Origin of the sequence: Rummeliibacillus pycnus, from assembly GCF_002884495.1 — a bacterium.
In the GTDB taxonomy this organism is placed as follows: domain Bacteria; phylum Bacillota; class Bacilli; order Bacillales_A; family Planococcaceae; genus Rummeliibacillus; species Rummeliibacillus pycnus.
The window spans coordinates 1,743,306-1,769,389 of the sequence record NZ_KZ614145.1; the positions used below are offsets into that span (position 1 = coordinate 1,743,306).

Below are 26,084 nucleotides of genomic sequence, written 5' to 3' on the forward strand. Positions count from 1 at the left end.
TAGAGGACAAAACAAGTGCCATTTCGACGATAATAGTTTTATTTTTTAACTTATTTCTCATAAATTTCTCATCAAATAACCTCCGTGATTTATGGTATTATAGAATGCAGATGAGGTGTTATGATGACTATTCGATATCCAAATGGAAAGAAATACACGCCCACATCAAAGCAAGAGACAAATCTTTTAAAAAAGAAGGATTTATCTTATAGTAATCGTGGGAAAACTCTAGAGGAAGAAATAGATGAGACAAATGAATTTTATCTACAACGGAACATTGCGGTAATTCATAAGAAACCTGTTCCAATACAAATCGTCAAAGTAGAGTATCCATCAAGAAGTGCTGCCGTTATACGAGAAGCATATTTTCGAACACCATCAACAACCGACTACAATGGTGTATATAAAGGTTACTATATTGATTTCGATGCTAAAGAAACAGAAAATAAAACATCATTCCCGTTAAAAAATGTTCACCCTCACCAAGTCTCACATATGGAGTCTTCGGCCAAACAAAAAGGAATATGTTTTTTATTAGTACGTTTCTCTTCCTTAGAACGCTATTTTGTAGTACCTTTAGAAATGCTGTTATCGGCATGGAATAGAATGTTAAAAGGTGGAAGAAAGTCTATTCCCCTAAGTGAGTTTGAGGGACAAGCATTTGAAATACATCCAGGATATGTCCCAAGACTAGATTATTTAAAAGCAATCACACAATTGCTACCATAACTTGATCGTAGTTATGAGAAAGTGAGGAGAATGTTGTGGATCAACAAGTCAATTCTCGACAACAACGAAAGCAACTAGAAGAACAACAGAGAAAACGACATACAAAGAAAAAAGGGCCTAGTGGTCCAAAAGGGCCCAGAGGTTCTTGGCTTAAAAAGATAGTAATAGCCATTTTGGCTTTAGGTATAGCAATGTTTGTTGTTGGTGCATCTGTTTTTGCAATCTATGCTGCACAAGCACCAAAACTAGATGAAGAACTATTAAAAGACCCCGTATCAACGAAATTCTATGATGCGAATGGTAAGGTATTCTATACAATGGGTGATCAGCAACGAGAACATGTAAATTATCAGGATATACCAAAAGGGATGAGGGATGCAATTATCGCAACCGAAGACTCGCGTTTCTTCGAACATCACGGTATTGACTTTTATCGTTTAGGTGGTGCGGTTTTAGCAAACTTACGCTTTGGTTTCGGTGCACAAGGTGGTAGTACATTAACGCAACAAGTTATTAAAAACTCCTTTTTAAATAATGGGAAAACATTAAAACGTAAAGCTCAAGAAGCTTATTTGGCCATTCAGCTTGAACGTGAGTATTCCAAAGAAGAAATTTTCGAAATGTACTTTAACAAAGTATTAATGTCTGGTCGTATTTATGGTTTTGGTACTGCGGCAAAATACTTCTATGGAAAAAAATTAAAGGACTTAACTTTAGATGAAGAAGCAGTTTTAGCTGGTATGCCACAAGCACCAAACAGCTATAACCCATTCAAAAACCCAGATCTTGCTGAAAAACGTCGTAATATTGTTTTACAATTGATGTATCAACATAAGAAAATTACAAAGCAAGAAATGGAAGCTGCTATGAAAGTAGATATTAGAAAAGGACTTCTTCCAGAAAGCAAACGTAAAACTGCTTCTACTTCTAAATATGATGCATTTATTGATGTTGTATTAAAAGAGTTAGCCGAAAATGGAGATGAAAAGGCGTTAGAAGAAGGTGTGAATGTTTATACAACATTAGATCCTTCAGCGCAAAAAATCGTTGAAAAAACAATGAATAATTCTGCTAACTTCCCTACAAAGGATATTCAATCAGGTATGGCCGTTATTGATACGCAAACTGGTGCAATAGCAGCTGTTGGCGGCGGTCGTAACTATGGTCCAGAGCGTGGATTTAACTATGCTGAAGCATTAACAAATCGTCAACCAGGTTCAACAATGAAACCATTAATCGATTATGGTCCTGCTATTGAAAACCTAAAATGGTCAACAGGCCAAACAATTGTCGATGAGCCTATGACTTATACAGGTACAAATCAACAAATTAACAACTTTGACCATCAATACAAGGGGACTATTACAATTCGACAAGCACTCTATAATTCACGTAATATCCCTGCAGTTAAAACGTTTAAAGAAGTTGGTACCGATAAAGCTAAATCATTTATAAAAAATCTCGGCATTGAAGCTAATAATGTTACAGAATCTGATGCAATAGGCGGTGGTAAGATTAACCTATCTCCAATTGAAATGGCAGGTGCCTATGCAGCGTTTGGGAATAATGGTATTTATACAAAACCACATGCGATTAAGAAAATTGTTTACCGTGATGGAAAAACAGCTAAATCCTATACACCAGATCCTTTACCTGCAATGAGCGATTATACAGCATATATGGTAACAGATATGCTTCGCGATGTAGTAAGTTCTAAATACGGTGCTTCAGGTACTGCTGCAGGCATTCCTGGGTTAGATGTTGCAGGGAAAACTGGTACAACTAACTATAGTACGCAGCAATTTACTGATTACGGACTTCCTGCCTCAGCTGTTCCTGATTCATGGTTTGCTGGGTATACAACTAAATATTCAATTGCTGTTTGGAGTGGTTATGCTGATTATAAAAATCCAATAACAACTAGTGCAGAACGAGTTCTTCCGCAACAATTATTTAGAACTGTTATGTCTCAAATTTCAGCAAACACGCAAACACCTAATTTCCAACAACCAAGTTCAGTTGTGCGTATAGGTAGTGAATTATATGTAAAAGGAAAACAGCCAGTATCATACACACCTAAAGTTGAAAATAAAGATACCCAAAAATTAAGTGCTCCAACGGGATTAAAAGCTTCTTATGATGATCAATCAAAAGCTATTAATTTATCTTGGTCACATGATGCTAGTGGTAATGGATCACCAACATTTAAAGTCTCAGTTTCTGTAGATGGTGGGGGTTCTCAAACTTTAACGGAAACCCCTAATAATTCATTTACCTATAATGGGGCAGAAGATGGGAAGACTTATGTATTCTCAGTAGTAGCAGTTGCGGATGGCAAAACAAGTAGTGCTGCAACAACAACTATCCAAATTCAAGCAGCAACACCTAAACCTGATGTAACAAAACCTGATCAAACACAGACTCCAACGTCTCCTGATCAAACGCAAAATCCAAATGCACCAACAGATAGTAACAATCAAGGCAATACTGGCAATACTGGCAATACTGACAATACTGGCGGTAATACAGACCAAAATAACCAATCCGATCAGCAAAATCAAGGTAATTCGAACGGAAATGGTAATGGCAACGGTGATGGTACTGATAATTCTTCCAAAAATAATGGGAATGGAAACGGAAATAACAAAGCAAATTTAAATAGTGTAAACAGAAAAACTACACCTGATCAGCAATATCAATCACAAGCCCAATAAAAAAACGCGAGAGATATAAATCTCTCGCGTTTTATTTTTATCCAACATATAAGATGCCGAAGCTATTCATGGTGAAAAGTATTAAAGCATATCCAAAAGTAAACGTGATGAACCGAACGTATACTTTAGTTTGTTTATTGTTTTATCAAGAATATCTTATATCCTTTTTAGTGTTTTAACCGCAATCTTGCACATTTTTTTTTCGTTTCTATAAATAATTCATCTAACTGACGATAGCATGCATATTGTCCTGGACGAGTCTTAATAAAAGAAAGTCTTTCTATTGCATTTACTGGTAGAATTTCATATTGTTCATTTTCTAATGGAAGATCTTGTCTGTTAGATGCATTCAAAACAAAGGATTCATACAATTGTATAGCTTGTAACATGATTTCTTTCGCTTTGCCATCTCTTACTGTATGTGATTGATGAATAGATTTTCTTAATATTCCCCATTCATTCATCCATTGATCCACAATTCCCTTTGTAATTGCCTCTTTCTTGCATTCAATCATCTGTTTACAAGACCTTTCTTTGCTCTCTTTTGCCCTTCTCTACAAAGATCAAATAATGGACATGCATCACAGTTTGGATTTTGTGCTTTGCAGTGATAACGTCCAAAGAAAATTAACTGATGATGGGTTTTTGACCATCTTTCCTTAGGGGTTTTGTTCATCACAGTTTGTTCAACCTCTAACACGCTAGCTTTCCATTTACATAGCCCTAATCGTTTTGTAACACGTTCTACATGTGTGTCAACTGCTAAAGCTGGTTCATCAAAAGCTACAGAAAGTACAACATTGGCAGTTTTACGACCGACACCTGGCAAAGTAACCAATTCTTCACGTGTATTTGGAATAACGCCGTTAAATTCATCTATTAATCGTCGGCAAAGCTTTTGGATATTTTTAGCTTTACTTCGATATAGACCAATTGATCGAATATCTTGTTCTAATTCCTCTAACGGAACAGCTAAATAGTCTTCCGGCTTTTTATATTTTTTAAATAAAGTTGCAGTTACTTTATTGACTAATACATCTGTACATTGCGCTGAAAGTAATGTAGCGATTGTCAGTTCAAACGGATTGTCATGTATTAGTTCACAATGTGCATCAGGAAACATTTCTTCCATTTCTTCCAGACACATTTCCCACTGCTTTTTCGTTAACATTTACAATCCTCCTTTTACTTATGGCGATCTAACCAGTTGTAAAAAGGAACATTACTTGATGGTGGTTGTTCTGATCCTTTTTTTTCAGGTTGAACTACATTTTTTTGTAATGTATTTTTACGAAAACTTTTAGAGAGCTTATTTGCATCTTCTGGTGTTTTGACATTATTTTTTTTCCATTCAAAAAGAATCCGGTCTATATATCGTAAACTAAGTTTTTGAGATATTACCGCTTCCATCAATGCTTTTCGAATAACTTCTGGTGAATGCCCATCTTGATCAAGCCACATCGAAATCATTTCAGTCTCCATTGGTGATAAAAAGCGACCAAATTCTTGTTCAAAAAGTTGAAATAGTTGTCCTTCTTTTAACTTACTTGACTCTTTTTTGTTTTTTTCGTTATTAGCAACAACACAATCAAGAAGTCTGCTCCAAAGTGGCATTAGGTTAATAACTTCATAAAGAACCCCTTGTTCATCTAACTTTTGATGGATCTCCATAAATCCTTTTTGCATAAGACGTTGCATACTTGATGCAATCATATCTTCAGTTAAATTCATGCGCTTTGCAATATTAGTAGGTGTGGGAAATTCATTTCCTTCTTCATGAAAAGCATTTAAATGCATAATTAGCATGGCTTCAGTATCTGAAATTTGTAGCTCCTTATAAAACTGAAAAAAAAGCTGAGAAATATTGACACTTCCCCGCTCAATCCAAATTTGGAGTCGCTCTGCTTCATTCATCATCGTCGAACTCCCCTCTATATTAAATTGAACAAGAAGAATTGCTTAAGCAATCCTTCTTGCATTTTGTTGATGTCTATAAATTTGTATTTATGGATAAATTCTGTTCAATAGGCGTGGGAATGGAATTGTTTCACGTACATGTTCGGCACCAGTAATCCAAGCAACTGTACGTTCTAGTCCTAAACCAAATCCTGAGTGTGGTACTGATCCATATTTACGTAAATCAAGATACCATGCGTAAGCTTCTTCATCTAGCCCATATTCAGCAATACGTTGTTTCATTAAATCATAGTTCCAAATACGTTCAGAACCACCAATAATTTCACCATAACCTTCAGGTGCGATTAAATCTGCACAAAGTACAACATCATCGCGATCAGGATGTGGTTGCATATAGAATGGTTTAATACCTACTGGATAGCAAGTGATGAATACTGGTTTGTCAAAATGTTCGGCAATTGCTGTTTCATGTGGCGCACCGAAATCTTCTCCCCATTGAATATCATCAAAGCCTTTTTCGTGTAATAAATCAATCGCATCATCATAAGAAATACGTGGGAATGGTGCTTGTACTTTTTCAAGTTTAGATGTATCACGACCTAATACTTCTAATTCTAGTTTGCAATTTTTAAGTACAGATTGAACAATATATGAAACATATTGTTCTTGTATTTCAAGTGACTCATCATGTTCAACAAATGCCATCTCTGGTTCAATCATCCAGAATTCAATTAAATGACGACGTGTTTTTGATTTTTCTGCGCGGAATGTTGGACCGAAAGAAAATACTTTTCCAAGTGCCATAGCCGCTGCTTCCATATAAAGTTGACCAGATTGAGAAAGATAAGCATCTTGATCAAAATATTTAGTATGGAATAATTCAGATGTTCCTTCGGGAGCTGAACCTGTTAGGATTGGAGGATCAACTTTAGTAAAGCCATTATCATTGAAAAATTCGTAAGTTGCACGAATAATTTCATTGCGAACTTTCATGTTAGCATGTTGTTTTTTAGAACGTAACCATAAATGGCGATGATCCATTAAGAATTCTACCCCATGCTCTTTTGGTGTAATTGGATAATCATGGGATTCAGCAATCACTTCAATTTCTTTCACTTGAAGTTCATATCCAAATGATGAACGAGTATCTTCTGTTACTTCACCAACAACATATAAAGATGTTTCTTGATGAATAGATTTTGCAGTAGCAAATGTTTCTTCTGATACATTTACTTTTACTACTACACCTTGAACGAAGCCTGAACCATCTCGTAATTGTAAAAACGCAATTTTACCACTTGAGCGTTTATTTGCTAACCAAGCGCCAATTTTTACAGTTTCGCCGACATGTTTTGGCATGTCTTGAATTGTAATTTTCTTCATGTTACCCTCCAGCATTTCAAACATTTATTAGAAACTCTAACAATGTGTAATTAAGTTATTTTTAACAATGAGATTAAAAAATATTGGTTGTTGAATAAACACATGAAAACAGGAATAGCTTGTTTAGATTTAGTCTCTAAGTTATTTCTATCTTTTCTCATTGTTATACGGTTCTTGGGTGCCGCAAAATTCTACAATTGCTGCGTACTTATGTAAAAGTAGCTGCAATTGAGAAGTATATAACACCATTATATACAAGTTTTCCATAAATTTCGTGTGAAATGATTTAACTTTCATTTTCAAAAGAAATTCGGTCAATTGCAGTTATCGATCAAGCTACAGTTGTTATCCTTGTAAATATTATAAATTCAAAATACGTTTCCACCAGCGTCCGTTATCGAACATGATGTATACATAATTGAGTTTATCTTGTTTGTTAAGATAAGTAATTTCCCATACAACTCCTGGCTTTTCTAGCCCCAATTTAGTATGAAGTATTTTTTTTACATCACCATTTTTAGTTGCTTCGGAAAGAACGTCTTTTTTTGATATTCCGTCTTTCATCAAGACTGCTGTAGGTTTTTCTTTAGTATTACCTTGAGGAACAAAGACAGCTTTCTTTTTGCCATTACTATCTGTACCAATAACCGTTACGTAATCATCTTTACCATGATACACATAAGTATCTGTTACTGTTTTTAACTGTTGTGTTTGTAAAACAGCTGCTTTTGCAGTCTTTTCCGTACTGTAAAATGGTGAATAAGATTTCCAACCAATTATAACGATTAGTGATAACGACAGGATCAGTAAAAAAATTGTTAAAAACTTTATCCAGTTTTTCATTATATCACCTTATGTTTCATTTATCACGTAGCTAGCTATCCTAACAAGCCACTTTCTTTTTTCATTTTAATCAGCTTAACGAGCTGGTACTTAAAGAAAGTACATGGACAAAAATCAGAAAATATTTTTTTGATTTAATACTTCGTATAGGGAACCAAGAACGTTTTCGCTTTTAATGTTTATTATACCAATCTTCTAATTCAAAGACCATATGTTCAAGTGACACTTTTTTAACTGGAATATCAGGTAACGCGTCTATAAATTCCTGTCCATAGGATTTCGTTTCAATCCGTCGATCAAGAACAATAAATACCCCTTTATCTTGTGAGGAACGTATCAATCTTCCAAAACCTTGCTTGAATCTTAAAATAGCTTCTGGCAGCGATAGTTTATAAAACGAATTCAATCCTTGTTTTGTTATTCGTTCTGCCCTTGCCTTAAAAAATGGTTCTTCTGGTGATGAAAATGGTAATCTTACAACAATGACCGCTGCTAATGCATCTCCTGGGACATCTACACCTTCCCAAAAGCTATTTGTTCCAAATAGTACAGAATGTTCAAAGCGTTGAAACATTTTCAGTAAACGCATGCGACTACCTGAGGACACTCCTTGAGCGAAAAGCATATAATCATCAAGTGTACCTGTTTCTTGAATGAGTTCAACTGTCTTGCGCAACATGTCTTGCGCAGTAAATAATACAAAGCAGCGACCTTCCGTGGCTAATACAGTTTGTACAATAGCATCGGCTACAGATTCAATATATGCAGTCTGTGTTACCTTCTTAATGTCAGGCATATCATCCACAATATATAGACTTGCACCATCATAATAAGATTTTGGTGCTTGGAATTGATATAGTGGAACATCTTCTGAAAGACCAAGTTGCTTTGCAATAAAACGTCTATCATTAGGAACTGTTAAAGTACCGGATGTCCAGATAATTCCCGTTTTATTACGAAATTCTTGCAAAACATCTGTGATTGAATCTTCGACTTGAACTGGTCTTTTAAATATATGAAGACTACCTGGCATACTTCTCATATCAATTTCTAACCATTCTGTATCTTTTTCTTGATGTCGTAAAAAAATTGAGTTCCATTCTGCCAAACAAATTTTTAGTTCTCGAAGCTGGTATTGCCAATCAGCAAGATTTGTTTGTTGCTTCAATGACAATTCGTCAGGATATTGTAAATAGGTTGTTGTTATTGACTCTGCTAAGTTTAGCCAGTGTGTTAATTTACGACTAAATTCAGAACCAAAAGGTTGCGCCAATTCAATATTTGATAGTAAAAAACTTTGTTTATTTTGTCTATGTTTTCCGTTTTGTATGGGTAGGTGGTGTAATAATCGATCAATTTCTTTGTCAAAGCTTTGAGTCATGTCTCTAAACTGAGATTCTAGCGCCATTAATTGTCGCAATGGAATTTTGTCTTCTTGTTGCATACTAAGATAAAAAGAATGCTCTATTGTATGTGTTTCGGTTGATCCTATTTGTCCAAATAGATACTTCCAGTGTGTATAAGAAAAAATTTTCTCATCTCTTAATGTGGCCGCCTGTAAAAACTGATGTCCTTCGTCAAGTATCCAACCATTTAAATGTTTTAAAATAGGCTCTTCCCTACCCAAGTCTGCTAATACCATTGCATGGTTTGTGATCACTAAATCTGCATCCTTACATTTTGAAAGTGCTTTTAAATAGAAATCAAACGCATTCTTATGATGAGTTACTGAAGTTGTTTGAGTTCGACGAATTTTATCAACTAAATACTGTCCACCACCTGATAAAGTAATTTCACTAAGGTCACCTGTGTCTGTACCTTGTAACCAAACGATTAATTGCATCTTCGTAAAGTTTTCATCATATGAATCATCCTTTACTAGTAAAAGATCACAAATTCGGTCAAGATCCACATAATGTTCCATCCCTTTTACTACTGCCGTGGTAACGTTAGTTTTTAAAATTGCTTCTGCCTTTGGTAACTCTTCTTGCAATAATTGATCTAGTAAATGTGATGTATACGTGCTTATTCCAACTGAACAATGATTCTTTTTAGCAAAAATAATAGCTGGGATTAGGTATGCAAGAGTCTTTCCAATTCCTGTTGATGCCTCAGTCATTATTTCTTGCTTTGTAACAAGTGCCTGCCAAACCGTATCCATCATTTTAAATTGATCTGGGCGCACTTCAAAATTATTGAATGCTGCTTCAAATAATTTTTCTTTTTCCTGAAAAGATGATGGATAGGCTAGATTCTTATGATCTGTTTTTTCCACCCTTATTGATTGTTTTAAAGCAATATCCCGATAATATAAATGGCCATCACTATCATTCGGTTGTTTTCTTTTTATATGAATTGCATCTAAAAAAAGCTGTGACAAATCTGACTTTAAATGAAATGATCTCTCATGAAGTTGCTCGATGGTTACTAATGGTAATGACAGAAGTTCTTCCCAACAAGCTTTTAATAAATAGGCTGTTGCAAGTGCATCATCATCAGCCCGATGAGCGTGCGCTAATCTTATGCCTAACTCCATTGAAATATCTTGCAATTTAAAACTAAATGCAGTCGGAAAAAGAATCTTCGATAACTCAACTGTATCCATATGTTTCCCAAACCATTTTGGTAAACCTGCTCGTTTAAACTCTGCTTGTAAGAATGGCAAGTCAAAATCAGTATTATGAGCAACAAAGACAGTATCTTGTAAAAGCTCATAAATTTGTTGTGCCTGCTCCTCAAAAGGAAGAGCATCTTGTACTTCTTGGTCTGTAATATGTGTTAAATCTTGAATGAAATAGGGTATCTTCTTGCCTGGATTCACAAACGATGTATATTTAGAAATTACTTTCCAATCTTTCATCAAGACAATAGCGATTTGAATAATGCGGTCTCCTTGTTGTGAGGAATGACCTGTTGTTTCTAAATCGACAATGGCGTAAGTTTGACTTTCCATTTATTCTTCACAACTTTCCGTTCATGTTATATTGAAGATTTTATCATATTTCGAGAGGAATAGCTGAATTTGGTGATAGATCATTTAAGTTTATGAATAATATTAAAGAATTTCTTAGAGAAAGAGGCTAAATGGAAAATAAAATAGAACAAAAAAGCTTAGTATCTAAGATATACTAAGCTTTTTTAATGATCAACTAAACCATTACAGTTGCTTCAGGTTCATAATTAATTAATTGTTTTACTTTATTTTGTTCATCTAAAATTGCAACTGTCGGTTTATGATTTGTGGCTTCTTCTAATGTCATGTAACCATATCCGATAATAATTACAATATCTCCTGGTTGAACGAGTCTTGCAGCAGCACCGTTTAGACAAATTACGCCTGATCCACGTTCCCCAGCTATGGTATATGTTTCAAAACGTGAACCATTGTTATTATTTACAATTTGCACTTTTTCATTTGGTAAAATTCCAACTGTATCTAATAAATCTGCATCAATTGTAATACTCCCAACATAATTCAAGTCTGCTTGTGTAACTGTTGCTCGATGTAATTTTGAAGTCATCATCATTTTTAGCATTTTTTAGATCTCCTCATTCGTAAAAAGAATATTATCAATTAACCTTACGTTTGAAAAATAAACTGCTGTTGCAAGTAAAAATTGATTTGTTTCAGGGTGAATTTCTTGTAAATCTGGATAGCTTCGTAATTCTAAATAATCTATATGACCTGATGTTTTTGTCTCAATCATATCAATCGCTTTTTGAATGGCAAGTTCTTTATCATGGTTACTTAAGAAGTCTGCTTTGGCTTGTTGTAATGCTTGTTGAATTATAGGAGCTTGCTTTCTTTCTTCAGCTGTTAAAAATACATTTCGAGAGCTTTTGGCAAGCCCATCATCTTCACGAACAATTGGTACACTACATATAGTTACCGGAAAGTTGTAATCTCTCACTAACAACTTGATCAAGGCTAGTTGTTGTGCATCTTTTTGACCAAAATAAGCATTAGTAGGTTGAACGATATGAAATAGCTTTGATACTACTTGTAAAACACCGTTAAAGTGTCCTGGTCTCGATGCACCACAAAGAATTTTAGAAGCAGGACCTGCTTCGATTCGAATACCTCCATCTGCTGGATACATTTCATCTTCAGATGGAGCGAATAAGTAATCTACACCTGCTTCTGTTGCAATTCTTTCATCTCTAGCTAAATCTCTAGGATAATTTTCATAATCTTCATTTGGACCAAATTGAGTTGGATTAACAAAATCACTCATCACCACAATGTCATTTTCTTGTCTTGCAGTTTTTGCTAATGTTAAATGCCCTTCATGTAAATAACCCATTGTTGGAACTAAAGCGATCTTTTTATTTTTTATGCGATACTTTTCTAATTCTTGTTGAAGTTCAATGATTGTTTTGATGACTTTCATCTCTTTATTCCTCCATATAATTGTCCAAGGACTTCATCTGGCATTGTAAATTGATGTGATGATGTAGGGAATGAACCTTTTTTTACCTCATCTCGATAATCTTCAATCCCTTGTGTTATTTCTTTACCTACTTCCGCAAAAGTTTTTACAAATTTAGGTACGTGGTGATTACCGTAAGCTAAAACATCATGGTAAACTAATACTTGTCCATCAACTTCTTGACCTGCACCAATACCGATCACAGGAATTTTCAATTTCGCAGCAATAACGCCTGCTAATTGATGTGGTACACATTCTAAAACAATTGCACAAACTCCTGCCTCTTCAAGTGCTAATGCATCTTCGATTAGTTTTTCTGCCGTTTCAACTGTTTTCCCTTGTACTTTATAGCCACCTAATACTTCTGCAGATTGTGGCTGTAATCCCAAATGCCCTACAATTGGAATACCTGCAGAAATTAGTGTCTTAATTGCTTTTACTAATATACCTGCACCTTCCAATTTTAAAGCATTGGCACCGGTTTTTTGGAATACTTGAACAGCATTTTTTAAAGTGTCTGTTACATCACCATGATAACTTCCAAAAGGCATATCTACGACGATAAATGTATTTTGAGCTCCTCTTCTTGTAGCCTTCCCATGATGAATCATATCATCCAATGTTACTTTAACCGTTGAATCATAGCCTAAAACAACCATTCCAAGTGAATCACCAACTAGAATCATATCTACACCAGCATTTTCAGCAAGCATTGCCGAAGGATAGTCATAAGCAGTTAACATGACAATTTTCTCATTACGTTCTTTCATCTTTAGAAAATCTGTTGTACTTTTCATTTAAGCTCCTCCTTTTAATGAGGAAGAAAACAAAAACCCTTCTGTCAAAAATGGACAGAAGGGTAGTATAGTCTCATGTAATCGTTTTCTTCCGTCCCTGTCTAAAAAGATCAAGGCAGATATTCTTATTGTAGTGTAGAAAAATTTTTAGGTACAGTTCCAATTGGATACTGTCCTGTGATATCACTATAACAATATTTAAAACGATAAACAATATTTATTTTTGAAGTTCAATATCAGCTGAATAAATGTTTTCAATTCTTCCATCATCAAGCTGTAATTGTAAGATACCATCTTTTGTAATGCCAATTGCCTTTCCAACAAAAACATCACGTAAAGTTGTTGCTTTTATACGACTACCAATTGTACAAGAATATTCTTCCCACAAAGTTTTAATGTTTTCAAAACCTTCTTCAATATATTGTTTACTATACTTTTCTAAATAGAAAAGAATTTTCGCTACGAGTTTCGCTCTGTCAACTTGTTTACCTGAAGCTATTTTTAACGATGTGGCAATATGAACAATATCCTCATCAAAATCTTCAGATTCATGATTAACATTAATTCCAATTCCCATAATAATTGCATTCACTCGATCAGGATCAGCTTGCATTTCTGTTAATATACCAGTACATTTCAAACCATTAATCAATAGGTCATTTGGCCATTTGATATCTGGACGTACTCCTGTCACATCTTTTATAGCATTTGTAATGGCAACGGCTGCTACTAATGTAAATTGAGGTGCTTCATAGGGTGGAACATCGGGGCGTAAAATAACGCTCATCCAAATTCCTTTCCCCTTTTGAGATTTCCACTCTCTCATTAAGCGACCTCTACCATCTGTTTGTTCTTCACAGATAATAACTGTTCCGTCTGGTGCTCCCTCTTGCGCATATTGATGCGCTACTGTTTGAGTTGATGTTAATATTTTTTCATACACAATCTTTTTTCCAAAATGCTCTGTTTCAAGTGCTAATGTGATTTTAGCTGGATCTAATGTATCGGGTGTTGAAAGCAATATATATCCTTTTTTTCGAATCGATTCAAATGTATATCCTTCTTCTTCCAGTTGTTTCATATGCTTCCAAATTGCCGTTCTTGAAATATTCAAGTCATCCGCCAATTGTTGTCCTGAAAGTGGTTTTCCATTTGCAGCAGATAAACGCTTTAATAATTCATATTTAATGGGTACATTCACTCAAAAACCATTCCTTTATTTAAATATAGTATCGTGCACATTGTTTATATAGAGCTAATTATCAGATTTAATCATATCATTAATTATCAAAAAGATGTCTATATCTAAAACAATACTAACATTTTGGTCACTTATTGGTTATTTTTTCATCACTCTAGTGTAGCATCATGTTATCTAATTTTTCTTTTGCACTTTATAATCTATTAATTGACATTTTAAGTTTTGACACTACCTTATGTAAATTTATATTTTTATATAACTCTCTTTAAAAATCAAGTATTTATCATTTAATATCTATTTTTTGAAATTCTTAATATTTAACATGAATTTTATACTAATAAAGCGCTAATAATATTTACACATTTCCGATCATTCCACAATGAACAATAAATGGTATAATTAAACAAAATTATGAAAGAGGGAGTAAAATGAGTATTTCTCTTAAACAAATAGTGTTATCAGTGCTTTTACCTGTTAGTTTTTTAATGACCAGTCTTATCATTTCTCCTCAAGATACGTTAGCAGCTAAAATGAAGGGCTACGAACTAAAGTCAGGAGACATTTTAATTTCTAGTAAAGGAGGAGACAGAAGAAGTTATACTGGTCACTCTGGAATTGTTTATAAAGATAAAGTTATTGATATTCATCCACGAAATAAAGGTAAAAAACCTACATATATGAGTTTTGATAAATGGATTAAAGATTTTAAAACCACTAAAGTTGTTAGATATAAAGATTCTAAAAAAGCTAAAGAAGCAGGAAAATACGCTTGGGACAATTATATAAAAGGTACATACAAAAATAGAACATATGATATAACATCTAACCCCAAAAATAGAAACTATATTTATTGTTCAGAACTAGTATGGCAATCATATTATTATGGACCTAAAGTTACTTGGAAACATTTTGTTGTAAAGCCCTATAAGGAAATTATTCCTGATATTGTTGCTCCTTACGACTACCTCAATGAATCTTTTCAAAAAATAAATGGTTTCAAAACCGCTAAAACAATTGCCTGGTAAGTAAAAAAGATAATGCAAAAACAGGTGACTTATTAGACGACATTTTTAAATTGGTCGCTTTTTAGTCACCTGATTAAAAAATCGATTATTTTAGATAGTTAAAATGTTGATATACCATCGTTTTAGATACTTCTAGAATATTCACTCAAAAACCATTTCTTTATATGTTGTTGGTCATTTTTTAGACGATTTTCAAGAATTTCTGTCAGTATTTTTTCAAGAGTTTCTTTTAACCAAGGTCCGCTTTTTTGACTACTCCATCTTATCAAATCATGCCCTGTTACAACTAAATCCGTTTTCTTTTGAATGGCTAAGTTTGCCTTAATTTGTTTTATCTCTTCTACGGATTTAGGGTTTGCTGGTGCTTTTTTGAGATAGTTAGCAAATTCAAACGCTGTTTTCAAAACTTCAAATTCATATTCGAAATAGTTTCTCTTTGTCCATCCATCAGAAATTAATAATTGATAAGCATCAATTATATCTTTTACGCGTTTTTTTTCGTTATTAGAGCATTTAAACACGTTTAAAAGTTCAACATCCTGCTTTGGTTGTAATAAGCAGAAAAATGCCCAACCTTTCCACGATCCTATATCTGCTTTAAAATCCTCCCAAAGCTCCATTTGACTATAGTCCCCTGGTAAAAATTGATTTAAACCGGATTGTTGAATATTTTGTATTGCTTTCTGAGGATGTTCACTAACAAAAATCTTATCAAATTCAGCTTTTATACGTTCCTTTGCAATAAAATGTAGATCTTTTGCTTGTTTAGAAATAGCATCAAATGTAGAATTTTCTATTTCAAATCCTAGCTGTGCACTAAAACGAATCGCGCGGAGCATTCGTAAAGCATCCTCTTTAAATCTTTCTACTGGTTCTCCTACAGCCCTTATTACGCCATTTTGCAAATCTTCTTTACCGCCAAACAAATCAATAATTTCCTGATTTCCTGACATTGCCATTGCATTGATCGTAAAATCTCTTCGCTTTAAATCCTCTGCTAATGAAGACACAAAATGCACTTTATCCGGACGACGATGATCTTGATAGGTACCTTCTGTACGATATGTTGTTACCTCCACAGGACTTAAGGGATGTATGACAAGAACAGTACCATGAGAAATTCCTACATCTGCTGTACGTGCAAAAACAGTTTTTACTTCTTCAGGTACAGCATTTGTCGCTACATCAACATCATTCGCCACATGGCCTCTTAATGAATCCCGTACTGCACCACCTACTATAACAGCCTCATAGCCATTTTCTTCGAGTGACTTTATAACATCAAATGCGGCTTCCCATGATTTTTGCTTAATCATCTTTTCTTGCCACCTTTTCATAAAGCGCTTCATATTGTTCTACAATATTCGATGAATGGAATCTATGATTTGCCGTATAAATAGCTGATTCTCTAAATTGCTGTAACTTTTGATCATCTTGCAACAATTCAATTGCATAATTTGCAGCTTTCTCATAATCGCCAAGTTCCACAATATAGCCATTTTTACCATGTTCGATTACTTCAGGAATTCCACCAATATTCGTACCAATCCCTGGTACTCCACACGCCATAGCTTCTAACAAGACTAACCCGAATGCTTCTTTTTCAGACATTAATAATTTTAAATCACTAATTGCATAAAGTTCCGATAAATTTTCTTGCTTCCCTAAAAACAAAATATCTGAAGTGAATTTACACTTTTTCACTTCATGCATGATTTGATTCTTCTCCGGACCGTCACCAACTAATAATAATTTAGCAGGTATTTTCTCTCTTACTTTAACAAATGTCCGAATAACATCGGGTATATGTTTTACTTTTCTAAAATTCGATACATGTATTAATACTTTTTCATCTTCTTGAATTTCAAAATCTTCTTTAAGTCGTCTGCCATCTCTCGGTGTATATTCACGTTCATCCACAAAATTATAAATTGTTTCAATCGGTTTATTTGTTTCAATTAGCTCATAAGTCTGTTGTTTCAAAGAATTGGAAACAGCTGTCACAATATCAGATTTCTCTATACCATACCGAATTGCACTGCTTAATGAGGAATCAAATCCTAATACAGTGATATCAGTACCGTGTAATGTAGTTACTATACCGATATCTTGTCCAGACATGTCTCGTGCTAACACGGCACAAACTGCATGTGGTATAGCATAATGTACATGCAATACATCTAGTTCTTCACTTTGAATAACATCTGCCATCTTACTCGCCAATGCAATGTCATATGGAGGATACTGAAAGACAGAATAATTGTTTACCTGAACTTCATGATAAAAAATATTTGGATAAATTTTATTTAAACGGAAAGGCATACTTGATGTAATGAAATGAATTTCATGTCCTCTTTCAGCCAACATTTTACCTAACTCTGTTGCCATAACACCAGAGCCTCCAACGGTCGGATAACATGTTATTCCGATTTTTAATTTTTTCATCCGACCACTACCTTTCTATTTTCTGCGTTCTTGAATTAAACGCCAATCGATAAATCCTTCTTGTAATCCCTTTAATAATACTTCTGCAGTTCCCATATTGGTTGCTAATGGAATTTGATAAACATCACTCAAACGTATCAAAGCAGAGACATCAGGTTCATGCGGCTGAGCTGTTAATGGATCCCTAAAGAAAATAACCATATCCATATCGTTATTGGCAATCATACTACCAATTTGTTGGTCTCCCCCCAATGGACCAGAACGGAATCTTGTCACATTTAAGCCTGTTGCATCAATTACTCTTTGTCCAGTTGTACCTGTAGCAAAAAGATCATGCTGTGCTAAAATATCGCGATATGCTGTCACAAATTGCACCATATCATCTTTTTTCTTGTCATGTGCAATTAATGCAATTTTCATCATGCTACCTTCTCTCTATAAAATATTTTCTAATCCATAAACTAATTCTTTTAACCCCATTACCTTTTCAATAGACAATTTTACACCTGTCATAAAGGATTTTCGATCAAATGAATCGTGACGTATCGTTAGTAGTTCGCTTGTTCCACCAAATAATACTTGTTGATGTGCAACTAAACCTGGTAAACGGACACTGTGAATACGCATACCATCAAAATCTGCACCACGTGCTCCAGGGATATTTTCGTGTTCTTCTGGATGACCTTGTTTATGAGATAATCGGTTTTCAGTCATCAATTGAGCTGTTTTTACAGCTGTACCTGAAGGGGCATCTAATTTTCTATCATGATGCATTTCAATAATCTCAATGTCAGAAAAATAATTAGCAGCCATTTGTGCAAATTTCATCATTAATACTGCTCCTATGGCAAAATTAGGGGCAATAATACATCCTATTTCTGATGACTTCGCAATGTTAGTAAGTTCCTCTAACTGTCCATCTGTAAATCCTGTAGTTCCAATTACAGGACGTACTCCTGCAAAAAGTGCTGTTTTTGTATGTTCGTATACAGCTTGAGGTGTCGTTAAATCAACAAAAACATCTGCTTTTACTACATCAAATAATCTATGTAATTCTGTATATACAGGAACATCATAATGTTCTGGGAATTGTTCATATTGAGATAAGTTTACAGCCAATTCTCTATGGTCCAGAACAGCAACTAATTCCATATGATCATCATTCATTACTGTGTGAACCGCTTCTTGTCCCATTTTACCTCTTGGTCCTGCTATTACTACTCGAATTGTCATTACTTCTCTTCCTTTCTACTCCAATGATTTTTTAACACGTGTTTCAAATTTTAATTACTGTTTATATGGCTTTTGTCATAATATGTTTTCAACATTTATGAAATAAATAAAAATAAACCCCTCAAAATCATTATTCTACTATTTGATAACTTTAGTGAAATTTTGCCCCCTATTTACATTTTGCAGCTTTAGCATTCTCCTAATTTTCCTGTTAGATGTGCTAATAAATAAATATTAGTATACTTTTTATTTTCTCAAGAGTCTCCCCACATAATCCTAATCAACTATTAAGGTAGTTGTCAAAATCCATAAAATACATGATAATATATTCTTGTGTTAAGTTATTAAATATGGCAAAACCATGTAAAAAGAGGGAAACACTTATAACTATAACTGTATCATCTATTCTTGATGATTTCGATAAATGGAATCAATTTTCTGTACATTTATCGTTATTATACTCTACAACTTAAAAATGAGGTGAAAATGAATGCCAAATATTAAAATTAAAAATACTTTGTTCATCATATTAGGTGCGGCTATTTTTAGTTTTGGTTTTGTACATTTTAATATACAAAATCACTTGGGTGAAGGTGGTTTTAACGGTATTACGTTAATTTTATACAACGTATTCCATCTTGATCCCGCAATTATGAACTTAGTATTAAACATACCTATGTTTATCATTGGTTGGCGCGTACTTGGGCGAAAAACCTTTATCTATACAATTATCGGTACTGTTTCTGTTTCTGTATTTCTAAAGGTATTCCAAATTTATACGTTTACAATTGACTTACACAATGATATGTTCCTTGTCTCATTATTTGCTGGTGTATTTCTAGGCATTGGATTAGGTATTATTTTCCGAGTGGGGGGTACAACTGGTGGTGTCGATATTATTGCCCGTTTAGTCAATAAATTCTTCGGATGGCCAATGGGAAAAACAATGTTCATATTTGATGCTATTGTTATTATTTTATCATGGATCACTTTCTTAGATTCCCGTTCTGTAATGTATACCTTAGTCTGTGTATTTGTAACAGCACGAGTAATCGATTTTGTACAAGAAGGTGCTTATACGGCAAGGGGTGCAATCATCATCTCGAACAATAATAGTGAAATTGCAGAACGTATTGCCAAACAGATGGATCGAGGCGTCACTTTTTTAAGAGGATATGGTTATTACACGAAAGAAGATCGTGAAGTTATCTATTGTGTAGTTGCAAAGAATGAAATGTTCAAATTAAAAAGTATCGTTTTATCAGTTGATCCACATGCTTTCATGACTGTATCCGAAGTCCATGATGTAAGTGGAGAAGGTTTTACATTAGATGATCAAAAACAACCAATAGAGTAATACTAATCTAAATGATAAAAAGGGTATCTTCTTAGTCCTTATATAAAAGACTTTGAAGTTACCCTTTAGCTTTAATTATGGACTTTCAAAAGAACATGTTGTTCGTATTGTTTATATAAATCTTTTAATGATGATACTAGGGCATTCCCTGCTTTCCCTAGATAATATTCCTTAACGACTTTAATAGGGGTCTCAATACCGTCTTGTAAACTATAACCTCGTAATATATTTTCAACAAATACTTGGCTATGTTGTGTTGCAAGTGTACAACTTGCCGCAACGATTACTCCATATTTCTTATCAATCTCTGCTGTAATTGTTAAAGTCTCATATATATTTTTTGCAGCCATCCCTGAAGGAAGTCTTGCATGTCCTGCAATAAATATAGTATTCATCATTCCATCCCCCTCGGCAAATTTATGACATCCCCCTACTTAGATATCATACTATACCAAGATGGAAATAGACAATACTTCAATAAATTGCCATCATCATTCTACATTAATAGATACAAACTGTGACTCTATATATGGTTCTATTCCTTCATGTCCTCCTTCACGCCCTACCCCACTTTCCTTCATCCCACCAAATGGTGCTTGGGTTGTAGAAGGTACTCCATCATTCCATCCAATAATACCATATTCTAATTTTTCAATTAGTTTCATGCCTTTTGAAACATTGTTTGTAAAAACATATGCAGCTAAGCCATATGGTGTATCATTTGCTAAAGTAGCAGCTTCCTCAATAGAAGAAATTTTTTGAATTGGTGCTATTGGCCCAAAAGTTTCCTCATGCATAACAATCATTGAAGAATCAACATTACAAAGAACAGTTGGCTGATAGAAGTTTTCTCCAAGTTCTTGTAATCTTTCACCGCCATATGCTACCTTGGCACCTTTTTGCACTGCATCCTCTACATGTTCAATCACTTTATTTAAACTTGATTTATTGATTAAAGGTCCTATGTCAGCTGATTCTTCAATACTATTTGCAACATTTAATGCTTTCACAGCTTCAACATACTTTTCAACAAATTGGTCATGAATCCCTTCCTGTACATAAATACGATTCGCACATACACAAGTTTGCCCAGTATTACGGAACGCTGAAGCCACTGCCTCTCTGACTGCTAAATCAATATTAGCATCATCTAAAACTATTACTGGTGCATGACCACCTAGCTCTAATGATAACCGTTTAACTTGCGCTGCACTTTGTTCGATTAATTGTTTACCTACCTCAGTTGAACCAGTGAATGTAATTTTCCGAACTTTTGGATTTGCCATTAGTTCATCGCCAATTTCTTGCGATGAACCTGTTACCAAGTTAACAACGCCTTTTGGAAATCCTGCTTGTTCACATAACTCTACAATTTTTATTGCAGTTAATGGACTTTCACTTGACGGTTTAATAACAATTGTACAACCTGCTGCAAGTGCTGGTCCCATTTTCCGAGCTAACATTCCAGCAGGAAAATTCCAAGGCGTAATCGCACCAACAACTCCTACTGGTTTCTTCCATACCTGTAAGCGTTTATTTGTATTATGTGATGGAATTGTTTCACCATAAATTCTCTTTCCTTCTTCTGCATACCAATCTAAAAACGAAGCAACAGAATCGACTTCACCGCGAGATTCACGAATTGGTTTACCCATTTCTAAAGTCATTGTTTTAGCTAACTCTTCTTTATTTTCCAGTACTAATTCATGTAGTTTACGTAATAACTTTCCTCTTTCATAAGCTGTTGTTTGAGACCATTCTCTGAATGCATAATGAGCTGCCTCAATCGCTTCTTTTGTTTCCTTTGTACCGCCATTTGGTACATATCCAATGACTTCGTTTGTTACTGGATTAATTACTTCTCGTGTAGGTAAAGCTTTTCCTATCCATTCACCATTAATATAATTTCCATATGATTTTACGATTGTTTGTTGACTCATAGTATCCCTCCTATTGATCTAGTTCCAATGTGGCACCATTCTTTGTTGCAACATTTCACGATATTGCTTTGTTGAATTAGGTAAAGCTTGCTTGGCAGCATGATCAAAAATAACACCATGTCTACGAATTAAATCGTATTCATCGATCTCACCATTCAAATACTTTTCCTCAACTTTTACAATATCCTCTTGTAACCAAGCTTTACGATTTTCACGAATATATGCACGTTCCTTTTCAGTTGCATTTTCATTTATTTCAAATAAATCTAAATCCCGATCAATTTCTAGAATAATAACCCCATAATCTTTTTTTGCACGCTCAATTGATACATACTCATCGATAACATCTTCTAATACAGCTTTTGGATCACGTAAAAGTGGATCGCCTAAACCTCCACCACCTGCTGATGGCCGTGTAAATGAATCACCTTTTTTTACTGCAACATTTGAAAAAATAGCTCCTAAAAACTGTTCTTGTTCTTTATTAGGATTTAGCCATGCCCCATGTGGAGATGATGGAAGTCCTCCTGAAATCCCCCACGTAATAGCACGTGATCGATCACAACAATAAGACATCACAGTATCCTCAATTTCAGTTAGAACACCACCTTTTTCTACACCACATCCACCTCGATATTGACCTGGTCCACCCGAATCAATCACAATCTCATGTTTTGTTGTAACAACAGGAGATAATCGTTCTTGGCCTTCGCATGGCTGTACACTAAGTCCTACCCCAAATACTGGAGACATCGCATTTGCTCCATCTCGTTTATGGCGACCACCATGACCCCCAGCCATCCAGTCATACCACATAAAGTAATTTCGTTCTTGTCTGGTATCCCAACCACCAATTAACAAATATTCAAGGTTAAATGAACATGCTAGAGCGCGTTCTGGCATAATTCGAGACCATAATTCGAAACAAGCATTCAAGATTTTTTCATATGCTCCCGAACAAAATCCAGTTACCGCAATTGGATATGGTGCATTAACAACTGAATTTTCTGGTAATTCGATGTGAATTGCTCTATAAAAGCCGGAGTTTAATGGTATATTAGGGAAAAAGGTCTTCGTTCCCGCATAGGCCGCTGACATAGATGCACCAAACCCTGCATTTAAGAAGCAACCTATATATCGATGTGAACCGCTCAAATCATATGAAACTTCATCATCTTGAATCGTCATTTTTATTTTAATAGGGATCAAGCCATCGCCAATTTGGGGATCCATATCTAGAAAATCTTCCGTTTCCCAGGTACCATTCGGTAACGCTTGAATATGTGAACGTGCAAGTCTCTCTACATAGTCTTGAACCTCTGCAAATGCTGTCTCTATCGTATCAATGCCATATTTATCTATAAGAGCGTGTAATTGTGTTTCTCCTACTTTAGTTGCTTCTATTTGTGACCGTAAATCACCTAATCTCTCTTCAGGGATTCGCATATTTGATACAATTAAATTTGCAACATCATTTAAAAATATCCCTTTACTTATAATACGAGTTGGAGGAATACGCATCCCTTCACCATAGTGATCTTTTGATTTTATATCGAATGATCCGGGCACAGAACCTCCCATATCTGCCCAGTGGCCATTTACCTGCATAAAGGAAATCAAACGATTCTCATAAAATACAGGACGAATCAATCGTGTATCATTAAAATGGGTACCACCACGGTATGGGTCATTAACAATAAATACATCCCCAGGATGAATGTCATTTTTAAAATCTTCTAATACTGCTTTAGCTGTTAAATGTAAGGTACCAACATGGACTGAAATATCTTGTGTCCCTTGCATGACTGTGTTCCCATCCGCATCACATATAGCCGAACTAAAATCTCTGTTATAGATAACAAATGAATAACATGTTCTCAAAATTTGTTCTGACATTTGGTCTACCAAATTGACATAGGCATTTTTTAAGACCTCGAATGTGACAGGATCTAATTTACTTTGAAATAATTCAGGTTTTGTTGTCATGGCCAGTCTCCTTTGCTATTTAATATTGAACCAGTATATTGCGATATTCATCAACTTTAGCAATAAAAGTTGGTGGAATTAAAATAGTAGAATCTAGTTGGTTAATAACAGCGGGACCTTGAATTTGAATATCTGTTGGCAATTGATCACGATGATATACTGGTGTTTTAACGAAACCATTAGATTCTTCAAAGTATACTGGTCTTTCCTCAACTAAAGCATCTTCTAATGTACCTTCAACAAACATTTTTGGTAATTCTGGTTTTTCTACAATACCAATTGCAGACACTCGTAATCCAAAAATTTCAACTTCTTGAGTAGCATTAAAGAAGGCAAATTCTCGTTCATGTTCCCTATGGAATTGTTCTAATATATCATCCATTGAAGTAAGTTTGCTGACGGTAATGGCTAAAGAGCGCCATTGTCCTGCATACCGCATATCAACATAACGGATAAAATTCATATCTTCCTCTGCAATACCTTCTTCTTTTAATAAAGCAAAGGCATCTGTTTCCATAGATGAAAATTCATGATCTAATTCATCAACTGTAATTTTCTTTGCATTTGCCATGAATGTTTTTGTTATATCGTGCTGAACATCTACCATTAAGCATCCCATCGCAGCAGCAACACCCGAATAAGGAGGGATAATCAACATCGGAATATCCATTTCCTTAGCCAAGTATGCTCCATGCATACCTCCAGCACCACCAAAAGCAACTAACGCAAAATCTCGCGGATCATATCCCCGGCGAACAGATATTAATCGTAATGCATCACACATATTTGCATTTGCCACTTTTAGAATTGAATCTGCAGCTTCTGCAATACTTAAATCAAATTTTTTTGCAATACTATCACGAATTACCTGCTCAGAAGCCTTTTTATCTAAAGACATTTGACCATCTAATAGATTCAGCCCTAAACGCCCTAACACTACATTAGCATCTGTATTTGTCGGTTCAGTACCACCACGGCCATAACAAGCTGGTCCCGGTTCTGCCCCCGCACTTTGTGGACCATTACGAAGTGAACCACCTTCATCTGTCCATGAGATACTTCCGCCACCTGCCCCAATTGTAAGAATTTCTATACTAGGGAAGCCAATTGGATAACCATATTCTATATACCAATCCTTAGTAATGCGTAATTCACCATCATACATAAGTGATATATCTGTACTTGTTCCACCCATATCAAAACCTATTGCATTTTTATATCCGCATAGGCTAGCGATATATTTACTCGCGATTGCTCCCGCTGCAATACCAGAGCTAGCTAATCGCGCTGCATAACGTGGGACTGTTTCAGATGTCATCACTCCCCCACCAGAATGCAAAACTAGAATATCCCCTTCATATTCAAGCTTTTTCATCTCATCTTCTAAACGATGAATATAGTTACTGACTGTTGGACCAAGCACAGCATTAATAATTGTAGTACTCATTCGATCTGTTTCAAAAATTTCAGGTAATACATCATTCGAATTACAAATGTAGACATCTTCACCTAACTCTTCACGCAAAATCTCTTTTACTCTTATCTCATTTTCTCCGTTGACATACGCATTAATGAAACAAATAGCAACTGATTCAACACCACGTTTTTTTAATTTTTTACCAAGTTGACGTACCTCATCTTCGTCAATATGTTCTAAAATATTTCCAGCATAATCGGTGCGTTCCTGTACTTCAAAGCGATCTCGACGTTTGATGTATGGTGGTGCCACATCATTATAAGCATCCCATAAATCCAGTCTTGTACCATCTCGAATCTCAATAACATCTCTGAACCCCTTAGATGTAACAAGTGCTGTTTTGGGTAATTTTCGTTCTATTAATGCATTTGTCCCAACTGTTGTGCCGTGCGAAAATCGTATGATATCGTTTCCTGATACCTCTGTTTGTTTCACACCTTCTACAATTCCTATCTCTGGACTTTTCGGAGTAGAAGATACTTTAGTTATCGAAATTTTCTTTTCTGTTTCATCAAAAACAAAAACATCAGTGAAGGTACCTCCAACATCAACCGCAAAACGATAATTTGACATGCATCCATCCCCTTTGACAACATGATTTTATGTT

Annotated in this window: 22 protein-coding genes; 4 read left to right on the forward strand and 18 right to left on the reverse strand. The window is 34.8% G+C overall.

Annotated features, from left to right (window positions below; genetic code table 11):
- Nucleotides 1-123: 123 nt before the first annotated feature.
- Together recU and CEF14_RS08700 are read left to right on the forward strand one after the other, a co-directional pair.
- Nucleotides 124-729 (forward strand): Holliday junction resolvase RecU, encoded by a 606-nt coding sequence (gene recU, locus CEF14_RS08695; RefSeq protein WP_102692481.1) that lies wholly within the window; start codon nt 124-126, stop codon nt 727-729.
- 35 nt (nt 730-764) lie between these two features.
- Nucleotides 765-3,443 (forward strand): PBP1A family penicillin-binding protein, encoded by a 2,679-nt coding sequence (locus CEF14_RS08700; RefSeq protein ID WP_211284588.1) that lies wholly within the window; start codon nt 765-767, stop codon nt 3,441-3,443.
- Between the two features lie 167 nt (nt 3,444-3,610).
- Here CEF14_RS08700 and CEF14_RS08705 read toward each other — a convergent pair whose 3' ends face one another.
- The 10 genes from CEF14_RS08705 to CEF14_RS08750 form a co-directional block, all read right to left on the reverse strand.
- Nucleotides 3,611-3,958 (reverse strand): YpoC family protein, encoded by a 348-nt coding sequence (locus CEF14_RS08705; RefSeq protein ID WP_102692482.1) that lies wholly within the window; start codon nt 3,956-3,958, stop codon nt 3,611-3,613.
- Nucleotides 3,955-4,614, reverse strand: coding sequence for an endonuclease III (gene nth / locus CEF14_RS08710; protein WP_102692483.1), 660 nt, complete (start codon nt 4,612-4,614; stop codon nt 3,955-3,957). Before nth ends, CEF14_RS08705 begins: the two co-directional genes overlap by 4 nt.
- A 14-nt stretch (nt 4,615-4,628) precedes the next feature.
- The gene (locus CEF14_RS08715) at nt 4,629-5,360 is read right to left on the reverse strand and encodes a DnaD domain-containing protein (protein WP_322788383.1); all 732 of its coding nucleotides are present in this window, start codon (nt 5,358-5,360) and stop codon (nt 4,629-4,631) included.
- Nucleotides 5,361-5,447: 87 nt separating this feature from the next.
- A complete protein-coding gene (asnS, locus tag CEF14_RS08720) occupies nt 5,448-6,743 on the reverse strand; it encodes an asparagine--tRNA ligase (RefSeq protein WP_102692484.1) in 1,296 nt (431 codons plus the stop codon).
- Nucleotides 6,744-7,103: 360 nt separating this feature from the next.
- A complete protein-coding gene (locus CEF14_RS08725; protein ID WP_102692485.1) occupies nt 7,104-7,586 on the reverse strand; it encodes a cell wall elongation regulator TseB-like domain-containing protein in 483 nt (160 codons plus the stop codon).
- A gap of 172 nt (nt 7,587-7,758) precedes the next feature.
- Entirely contained in the window at nt 7,759-10,539 is a 2,781-nt protein-coding gene (gene dinG, locus CEF14_RS08730; protein ID WP_102692486.1) for an ATP-dependent DNA helicase DinG, read from the reverse strand.
- A 196-nt stretch (nt 10,540-10,735) separates the two neighbouring features.
- A complete protein-coding gene (gene panD, locus CEF14_RS08735; RefSeq protein WP_102692487.1) occupies nt 10,736-11,122 on the reverse strand; it encodes an aspartate 1-decarboxylase in 387 nt (128 codons plus the stop codon).
- Nucleotides 11,123-11,125: 3 nt separating this feature from the next.
- Complete coding sequence (gene panC, locus CEF14_RS08740; RefSeq protein ID WP_102692488.1) at nt 11,126-11,977, reverse strand: pantoate--beta-alanine ligase; 852 nt, start codon at nt 11,975-11,977, stop codon at nt 11,126-11,128.
- Nucleotides 11,974-12,813, reverse strand: coding sequence for a 3-methyl-2-oxobutanoate hydroxymethyltransferase (gene panB, locus CEF14_RS08745; RefSeq protein WP_102692489.1), 840 nt, complete (start codon nt 12,811-12,813; stop codon nt 11,974-11,976). The genes panC and panB overlap by 4 nt, the downstream gene beginning before the upstream one ends.
- A gap of 217 nt (nt 12,814-13,030) precedes the next feature.
- Nucleotides 13,031-14,014, reverse strand: a complete 984-nt coding sequence (locus CEF14_RS08750) for a biotin--[acetyl-CoA-carboxylase] ligase (RefSeq protein WP_102692490.1) — start codon at nt 14,012-14,014, stop codon at nt 13,031-13,033.
- A gap of 428 nt (nt 14,015-14,442) precedes the next feature.
- On the opposite strand from CEF14_RS08750, the gene CEF14_RS08755 reads away from it, so the two are divergent.
- On the forward strand, nt 14,443-15,039 hold the full coding sequence (locus tag CEF14_RS08755) for a C40 family peptidase (RefSeq protein ID WP_102692491.1): 597 nt from the start codon (nt 14,443-14,445) through the stop codon (nt 15,037-15,039).
- 122 nt (nt 15,040-15,161) lie between these two features.
- Here the strand turns inward: CEF14_RS08755 and CEF14_RS08760 are convergent, their stop codons facing one another.
- Genes CEF14_RS08760 through dapB form a run of 4 tightly spaced genes read right to left on the reverse strand, consistent with a single transcriptional unit; the run spans nt 15,162 to nt 18,717 of the window.
- Nucleotides 15,162-16,355 (reverse strand): CCA tRNA nucleotidyltransferase, encoded by a 1,194-nt coding sequence (locus CEF14_RS08760; RefSeq protein ID WP_102692492.1) that lies wholly within the window; start codon nt 16,353-16,355, stop codon nt 15,162-15,164.
- The gene (bshA, locus tag CEF14_RS08765) at nt 16,348-17,484 is read right to left on the reverse strand and encodes an N-acetyl-alpha-D-glucosaminyl L-malate synthase BshA (protein ID WP_102692493.1); all 1,137 of its coding nucleotides are present in this window, start codon (nt 17,482-17,484) and stop codon (nt 16,348-16,350) included. The genes CEF14_RS08760 and bshA overlap by 8 nt, the downstream gene beginning before the upstream one ends.
- Nucleotides 17,485-17,499: 15 nt before the next feature.
- Nucleotides 17,500-17,904 carry a methylglyoxal synthase gene (gene mgsA, locus CEF14_RS08770; protein ID WP_102692494.1) on the reverse strand — a complete coding sequence of 135 codons (405 nt, stop codon included), beginning with the start codon at nt 17,902-17,904 and terminating at the stop codon, nt 17,500-17,502.
- Between the two features lie 15 nt (nt 17,905-17,919).
- On the reverse strand, nt 17,920-18,717 hold the full coding sequence (gene dapB / locus CEF14_RS08775; RefSeq protein WP_102692495.1) for a 4-hydroxy-tetrahydrodipicolinate reductase: 798 nt from the start codon (nt 18,715-18,717) through the stop codon (nt 17,920-17,922).
- A gap of 490 nt (nt 18,718-19,207) precedes the next feature.
- On the opposite strand from dapB, the gene CEF14_RS08780 reads away from it, so the two are divergent.
- Nucleotides 19,208-20,074, forward strand: coding sequence for a YitT family protein (locus CEF14_RS08780; protein ID WP_102692496.1), 867 nt, complete (start codon nt 19,208-19,210; stop codon nt 20,072-20,074).
- 71 nt (nt 20,075-20,145) lie between these two features.
- Here the strand turns inward: CEF14_RS08780 and CEF14_RS08785 are convergent, their stop codons facing one another.
- The 4 genes from CEF14_RS08785 to CEF14_RS08800 form a co-directional block, all read right to left on the reverse strand.
- Nucleotides 20,146-20,469 carry a DUF3870 domain-containing protein gene (locus tag CEF14_RS08785; protein WP_102692497.1) on the reverse strand — a complete coding sequence of 108 codons (324 nt, stop codon included), beginning with the start codon at nt 20,467-20,469 and terminating at the stop codon, nt 20,146-20,148.
- Nucleotides 20,470-20,565: 96 nt separating this feature from the next.
- Entirely contained in the window at nt 20,566-22,014 is a 1,449-nt protein-coding gene (locus CEF14_RS08790) for an NAD-dependent succinate-semialdehyde dehydrogenase (RefSeq protein ID WP_102692498.1), read from the reverse strand.
- Nucleotides 22,015-22,032: 18 nt separating this feature from the next.
- A complete protein-coding gene (locus CEF14_RS08795) occupies nt 22,033-24,000 on the reverse strand; it encodes a hydantoinase B/oxoprolinase family protein (protein ID WP_102692499.1) in 1,968 nt (655 codons plus the stop codon).
- A 19-nt stretch (nt 24,001-24,019) separates the two neighbouring features.
- Nucleotides 24,020-26,050 (reverse strand): hydantoinase/oxoprolinase family protein, encoded by a 2,031-nt coding sequence (locus CEF14_RS08800; protein ID WP_102692500.1) that lies wholly within the window; start codon nt 26,048-26,050, stop codon nt 24,020-24,022.
- Nucleotides 26,051-26,084: the final 34 nt, after the last annotated feature.